Annotated in this window: 11 protein-coding genes; 1 reads left to right on the top strand and 10 read right to left on the bottom strand. The window is 65.1% G+C overall.

The annotated features are described in order from the left end of the window. Positions 1-26 precede the first annotated feature (26 nt). From AB3X86_RS03240 to AB3X86_RS03215, 6 genes are all read right to left on the bottom strand, one after another. The gene (locus tag AB3X86_RS03240; protein ID WP_368594894.1) at positions 27-2,408 is read right to left on the bottom strand and encodes a xanthine dehydrogenase family protein molybdopterin-binding subunit; all 2,382 of its coding nucleotides are present in this window, start codon (positions 2,406-2,408) and stop codon (positions 27-29) included. 10 nt (positions 2,409-2,418) lie between these two features. After that, positions 2,419-2,940, bottom strand: a complete 522-nt coding sequence (locus AB3X86_RS03235) for a (2Fe-2S)-binding protein (RefSeq protein WP_368594893.1) — start codon at positions 2,938-2,940, stop codon at positions 2,419-2,421. Between the two features lie 415 nt (positions 2,941-3,355). Continuing rightward, on the bottom strand, positions 3,356-4,747 hold the full coding sequence (locus AB3X86_RS03230) for an amino acid permease (protein ID WP_368594892.1): 1,392 nt from the start codon (positions 4,745-4,747) through the stop codon (positions 3,356-3,358). Between the two features lie 303 nt (positions 4,748-5,050). After that, entirely contained in the window at positions 5,051-5,707 is a 657-nt protein-coding gene (gene rqpR, locus AB3X86_RS03225; protein WP_176109785.1) for a response regulator transcription factor RqpR, read from the bottom strand. Between the two features lie 10 nt (positions 5,708-5,717). Continuing rightward, positions 5,718-6,605, bottom strand: coding sequence for a sensor histidine kinase (locus AB3X86_RS03220; RefSeq protein ID WP_368594891.1), 888 nt, complete (start codon positions 6,603-6,605; stop codon positions 5,718-5,720). A 399-nt stretch (positions 6,606-7,004) separates the two neighbouring features. Then, positions 7,005-7,775 carry a ferredoxin--NADP reductase gene (locus tag AB3X86_RS03215; RefSeq protein WP_018436901.1) on the bottom strand — a complete coding sequence of 257 codons (771 nt, stop codon included), beginning with the start codon at positions 7,773-7,775 and terminating at the stop codon, positions 7,005-7,007. Between the two features lie 587 nt (positions 7,776-8,362). On the opposite strand from AB3X86_RS03215, the gene AB3X86_RS03210 reads away from it, so the two are divergent. Further along, a complete protein-coding gene (locus AB3X86_RS03210; protein WP_368594890.1) occupies positions 8,363-9,517 on the top strand; it encodes a hypothetical protein in 1,155 nt (384 codons plus the stop codon). 186 nt (positions 9,518-9,703) lie between these two features. Here AB3X86_RS03210 and AB3X86_RS03205 read toward each other — a convergent pair whose 3' ends face one another. The 4 genes from AB3X86_RS03205 to AB3X86_RS03190 all read right to left on the bottom strand — a co-directional run bounded on the left by AB3X86_RS03205 (position 9,704) and on the right by AB3X86_RS03190 (position 14,623). Then, positions 9,704-10,660, bottom strand: coding sequence for an ABC transporter permease (locus AB3X86_RS03205; RefSeq protein WP_368594889.1), 957 nt, complete (start codon positions 10,658-10,660; stop codon positions 9,704-9,706). Between the two features lie 22 nt (positions 10,661-10,682). Continuing rightward, positions 10,683-11,660, bottom strand: a complete 978-nt coding sequence (locus AB3X86_RS03200) for an ABC transporter permease (RefSeq protein WP_368595002.1) — start codon at positions 11,658-11,660, stop codon at positions 10,683-10,685. Positions 11,661-11,712: 52 nt separating this feature from the next. Then, the gene (locus AB3X86_RS03195) at positions 11,713-13,278 is read right to left on the bottom strand and encodes a sugar ABC transporter ATP-binding protein (protein ID WP_368595001.1); all 1,566 of its coding nucleotides are present in this window, start codon (positions 13,276-13,278) and stop codon (positions 11,713-11,715) included. A gap of 325 nt (positions 13,279-13,603) precedes the next feature. Continuing rightward, positions 13,604-14,623, bottom strand: a complete 1,020-nt coding sequence (locus AB3X86_RS03190; RefSeq protein ID WP_368594888.1) for an ABC transporter substrate-binding protein — start codon at positions 14,621-14,623, stop codon at positions 13,604-13,606. Positions 14,624-14,627 lie beyond the last annotated feature (4 nt).

The following is a 14,627-nucleotide window of genomic DNA, read 5'->3' as shown; positions in this document are numbered from 1 at the left end:
CGAATGCTCCGCTCAGGATCGTTGGGTCAGGCTTGCTTCGCCGCTTGAATCGCGGACCACACACGATGCGGCGTGGCCGGCATCTGCAAATTGGTCACGCCAAGCGGCGCGAGCGCGTCGATGATCGCGTTGATCACGGCCGGCGGTGAGCCGATCGCGCCCGCTTCGCCGCAGCCTTTGACGCCGAGCGGGTTGTGCGTGCACGGCGTGCCCTTCGAAGTCTCGACCGTGAAGTCGGGCAGATCGGACGCGTGCGGCATCGCGTAGTCCATGTACGAGCCGGACAGCAGCTGGCCGCTGTCGTTGTCGTACACGCAGCGCTCGAGCATCGCCTGGCCGATGCCTTGCCCGAGCCCGCCATGCACCTGGCCTTCGACGATCATCGGATTGATCACGTTGCCGAAATCGTCGACCGCGGTGAACTTCTGGATGCGGCTCTCGCCGGTGTCCGGATCGACTTCGATCTCGCAGATGTACGCGCCCGACGGATACGTGAAGTTGGTCGGGTCATAGAACGCGCTTTCTTCGAGGCCCGGTTCGAGCACATCGAGCGGATAGTTGTGCGGCACGTAGGCTGCGAGCGAGATTTCCGCGAACGCCTTCGTGCGGTCGGTGCCCGCGACGCGGAACACGCCGTTCTTGAACTCGATGTCTTCAGCCGACGCTTCGAGCAGATGCGCGGCGATCTTCTTCGCCTTCGCTTCGATTTTGTCGAGCGCCTTCGAGATTGCCGAGCCGCCGACCGCGATCGAACGCGAGCCATACGTGCCCATGCCGAACGCGATGCGGCCGGTGTCGCCGTGCACGATCTCGACGCTTTCGAGCGGAATGCCGAGGCGGTCGGCGACCACTTGCGCGAAGGTCGTCTCATGGCCCTGGCCGTGGCTATGCGAGCCCGTGAACACTGTGACCGAACCGGTCGGATGCACGCGAATCTGCCCGACTTCGAACAGGCCCGCGCGCGCGCCTAGCGCGCCCGCGATGTTCGACGGCGCGAGACCGCATGCCTCGATGTAGCACGAGTAGCCGAGGCCGCGGCGCTTGCCGTTCTTTTCCGATTCCTGCCGACGCGCGGCGAAACCTTCGACGTCCGCGAGCGTCAGCGCGCGCGACAGGATCGCGTTGTAGTCGCCGGTGTCGTAGGTGAGGCCGACCGGCGTCGCGTACGGGAACTGCGTGATGAAGTTGCGGCGGCGAATTTCCGCGGGGTCGAGCTTCATCTCGCGCGCCGCGGCTTCGACCAGACGCTCGACGACGAACGTCGCTTCCGGACGGCCCGCGCCGCGATACGCATCGACCGGAACGGTGTTGGTGAAGACCGCCTTCACTTCCGCGTAGATCGCGGGCGTCGCGTATTGGCCGGCGAGCAGCGTCGCGTACAGGATCGTCGGCACGCTCGACGCGAACGTCGACAGATAGGCGCCCATGTTGGCGATCGTATGCACGCGCATCGCGAGGAACTTGCCGTCGGCGTCCATCGCCAGCTCGGCCTTGGTCACGTGATCGCGGCCGTGCGCGTCGGAAAGGAACGCCTCGGAGCGCTCGGCCGTCCATTTGACCGGCCGGCCGATCTTCTTCGATGCCCACGTGAGCGCGACGTCTTCCGCGTACAGGAAGATCTTCGAGCCGAAGCCGCCGCCGACGTCCGGCGCGATCACGCGCAGCTTCGATTCCGGCAGCGACAGCACGAACGCGGCCATCAGCAGTCGCTCGACGTGCGGATTCTGATTCGCCACATACAACGTGTAGCTATCGTCCTGCGCCGAATAGCTCGCATTGACCGCGCGTGGTTCGATCGCGTTCGGCACGAGGCGGTTGTTGACGATGTCGAGCGTGGTCACGTGCGCGGCTTTGGCGAACGCGGCGTCGGTCGCGGCTTTGTCGCCGTGACCCCAGTTGTAGCAGACGTTGTCGGGCACTTCGTCGTGCACCGCCGCCTGACCCGGGTCGGCCGCATGCGCGGTATCGACGACGGCCGGCAGTTCTTCGTAATCGACCTCGATCAGTTCGGCCGCATCTTTGGCGGCCTTGATCGATTCGGCGATCACGAGCGCGATCTGGTCGCCCACATGCCGCGCCTTCGTATGCGCGATCACCGGATGCGGCGGCTCGTTCATCGGCTTGCCGTCGGTGCTGTGGATCAGCCAGCCGCATGGCAGTCCGCCGACCTTCTCCGCCGCCAGGTCCGCGCCGGTGAAGATCGCGACCACGCCCGGCGACTGTTTGGCCGCGCTCGTGTCGATGCTGTAGATCTTCGCGTGCGCGTGCGGCGAGCGCAGGAACACCGCGTAGGTTTGCTGCGGCAGCACGATGTCGTCGGTGTACTGGCCTTTGCCGGTCAGGAAGCGATAGTCTTCCTTGCGTTCGACGGCGGCGCCGATGAGGCTCTGTGTATCGGGTGCGTTCATCGTCGGCTCCTCAGGCGGTTGCGCCGGCGGCATTCGCGCCGGCAGATGCGCTCGATGCGGCGGACGACTTCATACCCGCGGCGCCTTCGAGCACGGCCTTGACGATGTTGTGATAGCCCGTACAGCGGCACAGATTGCCGTCGAGCTGTTCGCGCACTTCGTCGCCGGTCAGATCGGGTTGACGCTGCACCAGCGACACCGCGCTCATCACCATGCCCGGCGTGCAGAAGCCGCATTGCAAACCGTGGCAGTGCTTGAACGCGGCCTGCATCGGATGCAGCGTGCCATTGTGCGCGAGCCCTTCGATGGTCGTGACTTCGGCGCCATCGGCTTGCGCGGCGAGGATGTTGCAGGACTTGATCGCGCGGCCGTTCAGATGCACGGTGCAGGCGCCGCATTGCGCGGTATCGCAGCCGACGTGGGTGCCGGTCAGACGGAGTTGATCGCGCAGGAACTGGACAAGCAGGGTGCCAGGGTCAACTGAGGCGCTCACGGGTGCGCCATTGACCGTCAGACTGATGCTGATCGCCATGAAGCTGTCTCCTTTATTGGTCGGAGCGAGCGCTTCGGCGTATCGATCCCCGCCTCCACGCTGACCACGATCCCATGCAAGATAGTTGCTGTGGGTGAGACCGGACCTGTGATTGTTGTTGCCCCTGCTTTTGCTTCGACTGCGAGTGACTGCGGTTCGCGAGGTCCGATGAGGGTGCTGCGGGTTTTACAAGTCTGCCGAAAAGTAAAGCACAAATCGCGCGGACGCGCTATGAGGGGAAGTGTGTCGGCGCGCGCGAGCGCACCAACAGAAGACGGCGGCCACGGAACGGGACGCCGCAAAGACGAGCGCCCCGTCTGCTGGGCATGACGGGGCGCTTCGATAAATCAGCGGAAAGCGAGGCCGCGCTCGCGAGCATTCAACTCATTGGCGTGGCCTCGTTGAAAACGGCGCCTTACTTTGCCAGTTTCGAATGACGGCGCGAGTAGCCGAAATAAACGACCATGCCGATCGCGAGCCAGATGAGGAACGCGCTCCACGTGATGCCTTGCAGATTCAGCATCAGGAACAGGCACGATGCGACCGCGAGCACCGGCACGACCGGCACGCCCGGGCAACGGAACGCGCGCGGCAGCTCGGGGTGGGTCTTGCGCAGCACGAGCACCGCGATCGACACCATCGAGAATGCCGCGAGCGTGCCGATATTGATCAGTTCAGCCAACACATTGAGCGGCACCAGTGCGCCGATCAGGCCGAAGAAGATACCGACGAGCCACGTCGTGAAGAACGGCGTCGCGAAGCGCGGATGCACTTTCGACAGCTTCGCGGGCAGCAGCCCGTCGCGCGACATCGCGAAGATCACGCGCGTCTGACCGTAGGCCATCACGAGAATCACGGTCAGCATGCCGAGCACGGCGCCGAGGTCGATGAAGCCCGCGACCCAGTTTTGCCCCGCGAGCTGCAACGCGTATGACACCGGGTGCGAAATGCCCATGAACTTCTCGGACGGCACGATGCCGGTGACGACCGCAGCCACGGCCACATACAGCACCGCGCACACGCCTAGCGACGCGATGATGCCGATCGGCAGATCGCGCTTCGGATTCTTCACCTCTTCCGCCGCCGACGACACCGAGTCGAAGCCGATGAACGCGAAGAACATCACCGCGGCCGCGCCGAACACGCCGCTCCAGCCGTGCGGCATGAACGGGTGCCAGTTGGCCGGCGTGACGTGAAACACGCCGACGCCGATCACGAGCAGCACGACCACGACCTTGATCGCCACCATGATGTTGTTGATCCGCGCGGATTCGCGCACACCGACCGACAGCAGAGTGGTGATCGCCATCATCACGAGGAAGGCGGGCAGGTTGAACAGCGTTTCGTGTCCGGGGACGGCGCCGGGGGCCGCGGTCAGCGCCATCGGCAGCGACACGCCGAAGCCCGACAGCAGCGACTGCAGATAGCCGGACCAGCCGACCGACACCGCCGAGGTCGCGAGCCCATATTCGAGCATCAGGTCCCAGCCGATGATCCACGCGGCCAGCTCGCCGAGCGTCGCGTACGAGTACGTGTAGATCGAACCGGCGACTGGAATTGTCGACGCGAATTCGGCATAGGCGAGGGCGGCGAAGCCGCAGGCGATCGCCGCGATCACGAACGAGATCATCAGCGCGGGGCCGGCCTGCAAGGCGCCCGTGCCGGTGAGCACGAAGATGCCGGTGCCGATGATGGCGCCGACGCCGAGGAAAGTCAGGTCGAGCGCGCCGAGCGCCTTTTTCAGGCCGGCGGTCTGAGCGCTTGCCGCAAGCATGTGCTCGACGCTCTTTTTGCGAAACAGGGACATTGGCGTGGGTCTCCAGTGGTGCACGCGTGTTGCGCGCCGAATGTCGGGAAAACCCGCAATTCTAGCGGATGCGTGCCACCGGGCCGGTTCAACACGGCGCTTCGTGGACCAGGGCGATGGGCGGAAACTCCCGCCAGGAGGGCGCGTCGGGGTGGTCTTGCGGTGCCGCACGCGGGGCGGCAGTAAGCTTTTACTGAATAGGCGATGGATCGGGACGGAATTTCTTCGTTTGCGCGGGCGCCACGATCGGCTCGGGCCGACTGCGGCACAACGCCGCAGTCATGGGCTATGGCGTCTGCTGGCCTAGCCGGCCATCGCTGGATTCAGATCGACGAGGCGGTTGCTCATCACATAGAACGTGAGTTCGGCGTTGTTGCGCAGCTTCATCTTGTCGAGCAGCCGCGTGCGGTACACGCTGACCGTCTTCACCGACAGGGACAGTGTGGCCGCGATATCGGTGAGCCGTTTGCCCGACGCGAGCATGCACAGCGTCTGGTACTCGCGATCGGACAGCTTTTCGTGCGGCAACTGCTCGCCGTCGAACGACACGTAGTCGGCGAGCGCCTCGGCCATCTCGGGGCTCACGTACTTGCGGCCCGCGGCGACTTGCTGGATCGCGCCGATCATCTGCGCGGCGTCGACCGTCTTCGACAGATAGCCGGACGCGCCGGCCTTGAGCGCGCGCACCGCGTACTGGTCCTCGCGGTACATCGAGAACATCAGCACCGCGACGCGTGGCGCCTTGCGCTTCAGGCGCTTGAGCACCTCGACGCCATTCATGTCGGGCAGCGAGATGTCGAGCAGCACGACGTCGAAGCTGTGATGGACGACCGAGTCGAGCGCTTCGGAGCCGCTTTGCGCCTCGGCGACCTCGCGCGCGACGCCGCGATCGAGCAGCAACTGGCGAACGCCCTGGCGGACCACCGCGTGATCTTCGACGATCAGGATGCGCAGGCTCATGGTCGCGGGCTCACGATTGCAGCGCGCGCCGGGCGGCGCGCGGGGCGTGGGTGGTAGCCAGCACCGCGTGCCACGCGAAGCGGGCCTGGATCAAGGTGCCGCGCGGGGCGACGGCGCCGTTGCTGCCAGTGCCGCTATCCTCGCCGCAACCGACGCTTGCGCGCCTCGCGCCGACCCGCAACGTGCCGTCGAATGCGGCGCAGCGCGCCTGCATGCCGGCGAGGCCGAAATGACCGGCTGGTCCTTTCTGGCCACCGCGTTCGCGCGCGCCGCGCTGCAGGCCGATGCCGTCGTCGCTGACGAGGAGCCTCAGATGACGCGGACCGGTTTCGATGCGCACGTCGGCGCAGCTCGCGCGTGCGTGCTTCGCGACGTTGTTCAGCGCTTCCTGCGCGACGCGGAACACGGCGAGTGCGGCATCGGCGGGCAGGCGCGCGAGACGCGCGTCGTCGGCGCAGGTGACGGTGGTGCGCAAGCCGGTGCGAGAGGAGAAGTCGCGCACCCAGCACTTCAGCGCGCCGGCGAGGCCAGTCTCGAACGACGGCGCGTGCAGTTGCGCGATGGCCTCGCGGTTCGCCGCGTGCACGGCGTCGAGCGAACGGTTCGCGACCGCGAGCGCGGCCGCGCATTGCGGCGGCGCGTCGGCGGGCAGCCAGGTTTCGATGCCGGCGAGCGCGAAGCGTGTCGCGGTCAGCTCGGCGCCGACGCCGTCGTGCAACTCGCGCGCGACGTGGCGGCGTACGCTTTCCTGCGCATCGACCAGTTCGGCCGACAGCTCGCGCACCCGCGCGCGCAGCCGCTCGATCTCGCGCGCGGCGTGCGACGGCATGTCGAAGCCATCACGCTGCGCGGCCGAGGCCAGCGCAGCGTTGAACGGGACGGCAGTCGGCGTATCCATGAATTTCCCTCTCAGGAAGCGGAGTGGACAGCGAAGCGGGCGCGCAGACGCGATCAGCGCCTGCGAATCACGGGGTTTCGCGTCGGACGAAACACAATGGCCCAACGTAACGAAATTTACATTCAGTAACAACTCGGGTTGACGATGTTCAGCGCATGAATTCGTCTGATCTCGCGGCGCGATGATATCCCAAAAAGATTAAAAAAGCAGTCGCACCAAGGCTTAGCGCATGGTTTGTAGAAATTACTTGATGTTTGTCATACGCCCGCCGTGTCAGAGGAATTCTGACAGCGAAGGTGACGTAACAGGGTCCAATTTGTAACGGAGCAACAAAAAAAGGAGCCCAGAGGCTCCTTCTTTGGAATTCGCGGTGCGTGGGCCGCGAGAGAGAACGACGGTTTAGCCGACGAAGGCCTTTTCGACCACGTAATGACCCGGCTCGTTGTTGCTGCCTTCCTTGAAACCGGCGTCTTCGAGCAGCTTGCGCGTGTCGCGCAGCATGTGCGGGCTGCCGCACAGCATGACGCGGTCGTTTTCGAGCGAGAAACCCGGCACGCCGAGGTCGGCGAACAGCTTTTCGGTTTCAATCAGCTCGGTGATGCGGCCGCGGTTCTGGAACGCTTCGCGCGTGACGGTCGGGTAGTACAGCAGCTTTTCCTGCACGAGCTCGCCGAGGTGTTCGTGCGCCGGCAGGTGCTCGGTGATGTATTCCTTGTACGCGAGTTCGTCGACGAAACGGCAGGTGTGCGTGAGCACCACGCGCTCGTAGCGGTCGTAAATGTCCGGATCTTTGATGATCGACATGAACGGCGCGAGGCCCGTGCCGGTAGACAGCAGCCACAACGTCTTGCCCGGCAGCAGGTTATCGGCCACCAGCGTGCCGACCGGCTTCTTGCCGATCAGCACTTCGTCGCCGACCTTCAGATGCTGCAGACGCGACGTGAGCGGACCGTCCTGTACCTTGATGCTGAGGAATTCGAGATGTTCTTCGTAGTTCGCACTCGCGAGGCTGTAGGCGCGCAGCAGCGGCTTGCCGTCGACCTGCAGGCCGACCATCGTGAACTGGCCGTTTTCGAAGCGGAACGACGGATCGCGCGTGCAGGTGAAGCTGAAAAGCGTATCGGTCCAGTGATGGACGCTCAGGACGGTTTGTGAATTCAGGTTGCTCATGGCTTCTTGGATAGTGCGAAAACAAAGGCGGCCAGTCGTCTGAGCCGGCCGGCACGGCAAGGGCGATGCTGCGCTGATCCGTGGTCGGGACTCCCGCGCAATCCAGCATTTTACCGTGCCCGCTGGCGCGGGGCCGCGGCGCGGCGGGCGAGCGTGGTAAAGCGGGGCGCCAAACCGGGAAGCGGCGGCGCCGGCTTGCTGGCGCCGCGAAGTACGTTGGCGTGCGAGCGGCCGTGCTTCAGCGGGGTACGGCGATTCGGCGAACGCCGCGCAGGGCGGCTGCCATTGGCTGTCCGGCAGGCGTGAAAGCGACGCGCCGCGTGGGCAACAATTTCAAGATGATACCGAAACGCGGCGTGCGCTGCAGCATTGACCATGCTGATAAGGCTGGCAAATGGGGCGGAACCGTCCCGACGCCATCGGGATCGCCTCGGGTTCGACTATCGGTTGCACGGCGCGATTTTTTGGGGAATACGCCTGACGTCACCTCGTTTACGCAGGACGCGATTCGCGTGAAGCCAGGCAGTGCGGTGGCTGCGCGACTCGTCCTGGCGGCCGCGACCGCCCCTGCGAGTAGGAGGTGTCAAATGGAAACTTCTCTTGCGATGTCTGCATTAGGTTCATATACAGACTTCAACGGATTGGCGATACGGGCACGCGCAACGCGCCGCTTACGTCGTGCGGTGTGTCAGGCCGGTCTGCTGGTTTTATCGTTGGGGGCGGTCGGGGCCGAGGCGCAGGAGGTGATTTTGCCGCCGCAGTCCGTGACCTCGTCGACCGTTCCAGCCAATGGGGATGTCAATCCGTATGGGATAGCGTTCGTGCCGTTCGGCGTGCCGTCCTGGAGCACGCTCAAACCCGGCGATGTGGTGGTCTCGAATTTCAATGCGCAGTCGAACCTGCAGGGAACTGGTACGACGATCGTCAAGCTCGTGCCCAATAGCAATCCGGTGACCTTCTTCCAGGGAAGCAATCTCGGTCTCACGACGGCGCTCGCGGTGCTCAGAAGTGGCTTCGTGCTGGTGGGCAATGTGCCGACTACGGATGGCAAGAACGTCGTCCCTCCGGGCTCGCTGCTCGTCATCAATCCACAAGGCGGGCTCGTCACGGAGCTGAAAGATAAGAAGCTGCTGGACGGCCCCTGGGATCTCACCGTGATCGACGGGGGGCAATTCGTCAGGGTCTTCGTCTCGGATGTGCTGAACGGAAAGGTCGCGCGGATCGATCTTGTGATCGGGCAGAACGGCGTTCAGATGCTGCCTAGCTCGACCATCATTGCATCAGGCTATCTGCACCGCACCGATCCGGCGGCACTGGTGGTCGGCCCGACCGGACTGGCATACGACCCGACGCATGACGTGCTGTACGTCGCCTCGACCGGTGACAACGCGGTGTTCGCCATCAACGGCGCCGCGGGCGCGAATCACGATGGCGGCGTCGGCCGGATGATTTACCAGGACAACAAGCACCTGCACGGTCCGCTTGCGCTGGCGCTCGCACCCAACGGGCATCTCGTCACCGCAAACGGCGACGCGGTCAACCCCGACCCGAATCAGCCCAGCGAAATCGTCGAGTTCACCGTCGACGGACAATTCGTCGCCCAATTGCAGGTCGATCCTGCGCCGGGCTCGGCGTTCGGCCTCGCCTTCGGCCTCGATAGCAACCGCCACCTGCAGTTCACGGCTGTGGACGACGCCACCAATACCGCGACGGTCTGGACGTTGCGCACGAATAATCAATAAGGAACCGAGGACGACGATCGGGGACGTCCTGACGCGTCGGGGACACGTCACGGTCACACGGTTTCACGGCGGGTCTATCGGTACACAGATATGGATCGGGGGCGGCGATTGTAGCGGCAAGCCTCAGTCAAATAAGGAAAATCTGTCCGATGGTATTGTTGACGCCAACTCGCGGGTGCCGCTTGCTCAGGCCGCCGCCGCCCGCTTTTTTCCTCGCTGTTTCAGCACCCGCGCCTGCAGCACGATCACGAGTAGCAGGAACACGCCGCGAATCACCGATTGCCAGTACGCGGACAGACTGATGAAGCCGAGTCCATTCTCGAAGTTCAGCAGATTGAACACGAGCCCGAGCAGCAGCACGCCGGCGATCGTCATCGCGACGGAACCTTCGCCGCCGGTCAGCAGCGTGCCGCCGAGCACGACCGCCGAGATCGCGAACAGCTCCCAGCCGACGCCTTCGTTCGGTTGCCCCGCGCCGAACTGCGCGGCGAGGATCACGCCCGCCATGCCGGCGAGCAGCCCGCTGACCGCATAGGCCATCACCAGCGTGCGGTCCACGTTAAGCCCCATCAGCCGCGCGGCCTCCTCGCTGCCGCCGATCGCGAGCGAGTGCCGTCCGAAGCGCGTGCTGCGCAGCGCGAGCCAGCCGGCCACCGCGGCGACCAGCGCGACGAGTCCCGGGATCGGCAGTCCGAACAGGTCGCCCTGACCGAAGTTGCCGAAGTTCGAATCGGCCGCGATCGAGACCGCATCGTTCTTGCCCAGCAACAGCGCGACGCCGTGCGCGCCGAGGCTCGTCGCGAGCGTGACGATGAACGGCAGGATCTTGAGCTGCGTGATGATGATGCCGTTCAGCACGCCGACCGCGAGCCCGGCCGCGCAGCCCGCCAGCACCGCGACCCAGCCCCCGTAGACGCTCGTCAGCGCGGCGACCACGCTGGCGAGCGCCGCGACTGTGCCGACCGACAGATCGATGCCGCCCGTGATGATCACGAAAGCCATGCCGATCGAGATCAGCGCGAACATCGAGTTGTAGCGCCAGAACGATGTGATGTTGTACGCAGAGCCGAAGTGGTCATAGCGCACGAGGCCAAAGACGACGAGCGCCGCAAGCGCGAGCAGAATGGGAAGATTCTTTTTCATCGCATCAAATCCGGAAAGGTTGTCAGCGCGAGCGCCGCTGCACGTAAACCGCCGCGACGATGATGCCGGCCTTCACGACGAGCGCGGCCGCATCGGGAATGCCGTGCGCGAGCAGCGTATAGCGCAGCAACTGGATGATCAGCGCGCCGATCAGCGTGCCGCCTATATACGCTTTGCCGCCCGTCAGCGCGGTGCCGCCGACCGCGACCGCCGCGATCGCATCGAGTTCGACGCCGAGCCCCACGACGTTCGCGTCCGACGAGGAATTTACCGAGATCGAGATCAGCCCCGCGAGGCCCGCGAGCGCCGCGCACAGCGTGTACGCGACCATCTTGACGACAGCGGTCGGCACGCCGCTCAGATACGCGGCTTTCTCGTTGCCGCCGGTGATCAGCAGATACTGGCCGAACAGCGTCTTGCGCACGACCCACGCGAATGCGCCGACGAGCGCGAGCATCAGCAGCACCTGGAACGGCACGCCCGCGACCTTGCCGAGCGCGATCCACTGAAAGGCTGGCGTGTTGAACGCTTGCAGACTGCCGTCGGTAACGACCTGCGCGATGCCACGTCCGGCGATGAACAGCACGAGCGTCGCGACGATCGGCTGCACCGATAATCGCGTGACGAGCAAGCCGTTGAACACGCCGCACAGGGCGGCCGCCAACACCGGCAGCACGAACGCGAGCGCGATGCCGAGCGGTCCCGCGATGTTGAGGAACAGCATCGGTGCGAGCGCGCCCGCAATCGCCATCGACGCGCCCACCGACAGATCGATGCCGCCCGTCGCCACGACAAGCGTCATGCCGATGCCGACGATCACGATGGTCACGACCTGCGTCATGTTGACGTTGAAGGTCTGCAGCGACCAGAAGTGCGGCGTGAAGATCAGGTTGAACAGCACCATCGCGAGCAGCACGATCACTTCGCGCTGCATCGCGAGATGGCGCCACTTCTGCACGGTGCTCGCGGACCGGGCGGGCGGCGTGTCGGTCGATTGCATCACGGTTGTATCTGCGCCCGGCGCCTCGCCGCGCAGCGGATTGGAATGCAGCTTAAGCGCCATGACGGTCGCCCTCCAGCGCGTCTTCGATGTGTGCCGCTCGCGCGGCTTGCGCGAGCGCAGATTGGCCCTCGCTGCCATAGGCGATCGCATCCATGATCGCGGTCTCGCTCATCTCGGCTCCGTTCAGTTCGGCGACCGTGCGGCCGTCGCGGATCACGACCGCGCGATCGGCGACAGCGGTCAGCTCTTCGAGCTCGGACGCGGACAACAGCACCGCGAGCCCCGCGTCGCGCAACTCGCGCACGATCTTCGCGACGTCGGCTTTCGCGCCGACGTCGATGCCGCGCGTCGGCTCGTCGAGCAGCAGCAGCGCTGGTTCGGCCGCGAGCCAGCGCGCGAGCAGCACTTTCTGCTGATTGCCGCCCGACAGCTCGCGGATCGGCTGATCGGCCGAGCGCAGCTTGATGCCGAGCGAAGCGATGAAGCGATCGACGATCACCTGCTGCTTCTTCACGTCGACGATGCCGTTTTTCGCAAGCGTGCGCAGGCAGACGAGCGTCAGGTTGTCGCGCACCGACAGTTCGGGGACGATGCCTTCGCCCTTGCGGTCTTCGGTCAGGTACGCGAGGCCGCGAGCGATCGCGTCCTGCGGAGATTTCAGCGCAACCGTCTCGCCGCCGATCGCGAGCGAGCCTTGCGCCAGCGGATCGGCGCCGAACATCAGCCGCATCGTTTCGGTGCGGCCAGAGCCGAGCAGGCCGGCCAGACCCACCGCCTCGCCCGCGTGCACGTCGAGCGACACGCCGTTGACCTTCGGCGGCGCGCCAAGCTGTGTCGCGCCGATCACCTGCTTGCCGCGCTTCGCGAGATTCGCTTCGCGCGCTGCCGTGTCGTCCTGCACGACCGCGGCGAGCGAGCGGCCGAGCATCGTCGTGACGAGCTGCAGCTTGTCCATCTCGGCCATCGTGCTTTGCGCGACCGTCTGGCCATCGCGCATCACGGTCACGCGATCGCACAGCGCGTAAAGCTCGTCGAGCCGGTGCGACACGAAGATCACCGCGCGGCCGTCGTCGCGCAGCTTGCGCACGACGGTGAACAGCAGCTCGACCTCGCGCTCGTCGAGCGACGACGTCGACTCGTCCATGATCACCATCTTCGCGTCCGACGACATCGCGCGCGCAAGCGCCACCATCTGCTGGATCGCGGTCGAGTAACGGCCGACCGGCTTCTTCACGTCGATCTGCAAACCGAACGAATCGAGCAGCGCCGCCGCGCGCTGCTGCACCGTGCGCCAGTCGATCAGACCGAAGCGGCGCGGCTCGCGGCCCAGAAAGATGTTTTCCGCGACCGAGCGGAACGGCACCAGGTTGATCTCCTGGTAAATCGTGCTGATGCCCGCTTCGCGCGCCTGCTTCGGCGTGCGGAAATCGACCTCGCGGCCTTCGAAGCGCACGCTGCCCGAGCCGCGCCGATAGGCGCCGGTGAGGATCTTGATCAGCGTCGATTTGCCGGCGCCATTCTGGCCGATCAGTGCGTGCACTTCGCCGGCTGCCACGCTCAGATTCGCGCCGCGCAACGCGGGCACGCCGCCGAAGCTGATGCCGATGTCCTGCATCTCGAGCAGCGGCGAACGGGTAAGGGGGGAGTGTGGCGTCTCTTTGCCAGATTCCGTCACGGGAGTTCTCCTGATGCGGATGCTGCCGATATTGCCGGATGCGCTGTTGCTGGCGACGCGGTCGGGCCGCCCCAGCGCGTGCGGTCCATGTTACGCCCGCATAAAAGCGAAGCGACGGTCCGTCGGTCACGGGCGCGTCGCTTCGAAGCCTTCCCGCCACCCGCCCGACGAGGAGACATTCATAGAAGGCGGATGACTTCCTGCTACAACGCCGAAGGGAGTCCCCGGGAACATGCCGCCCCGGGGCGCTTCCCGATGCTTGCGATCAATAGCCGTACTGCATGTTCTGCTGCACGTTTTCCTTGTCGTAGAAGCGGTCGGACACCTTGACCCAGGTCGGGATCTTTTCACCCTTCGCATAGCGCTGCGCGACGTCGCAGGCGAGCGGGCCGAAGAACGGGCTCGACTGCACGCTCGCGCCGAGCTCACCAGCCGCGATCGCGTCCATGCCGCCCTTGGTCCCGTCGATCGTGACGATCTGGATGTCCTTGCCCGGCTGCTTGCCGGCCGCCTTGATCGCGGCGATCGCGCCGAGCGCCATTTCATCGTTGTGCGCGTACACGGCGGTCACGTCAGGATGCGCCTGCAGCAGCGTTTCCATCACCTTGCGGCCGGTGTCGCGCGCGAAGTCGCCGCTTTGCGACGCGATGATCGTCATGCCGGGGTTCTTCGCGATCACTTCGTCGAAGCCCTTCTTGCGATCGTTCGCGGCCGACGCACCCGTCGTGCCTTCGAGCTCGATGATCTTCGCCTTGCCGCCCGTGGCCTTGATTAGCCAGTCGGCGGCGCGATGACCCTGATCGATGAAGTCCGAGCCGATGAACGTGATGTAGTCGCGGCCCGCCTTCGCGACCGACTGGTCGACGTTGCGGTCGACGAGGATCACCGGAATGCCGGCCTTCTTCGCCTGCAGCACGACCGGCGCAAGCGGCTTTTCTTCGCGCGGCGGGAATACCAGCAGATCGACGTGCTGGGCGATCATGCTTTGAATGTCGGAGACCTGTTTGGAGTTGGAGCCGTTGGCGTCGGTCATCACGATCTGCCAGCCGCATTTGGCGGCGATGTCCTTGAAGCTCCTGGTTTCCGCGAGACGCCACGGGTTGTTGCTTTCGGTCTGCGCGAAGCCGACCTTCAACGGGGTCTTGGTCGCCAGCTTCGGCAATGCGTCGTCGGCATGCGCGGCCGCCGCGCCGACACCGATTGCCAGAGCCAGCAGCGAAGCTGCGAGCGGACGAATCTGCTGCTTGCGCGCGTGCGTGCGCGACTGCGTAATGAGCGACGCCATGTCT

Source organism: Paraburkholderia sp. BR14374, assembly GCF_040948685.1.
Taxonomy (GTDB): domain Bacteria; phylum Pseudomonadota; class Gammaproteobacteria; order Burkholderiales; family Burkholderiaceae; genus Paraburkholderia; species Paraburkholderia youngii.
Note: the sequence above shows the minus strand (reverse complement) of the source record. Positions and strands in the feature narration are given on the sequence as shown.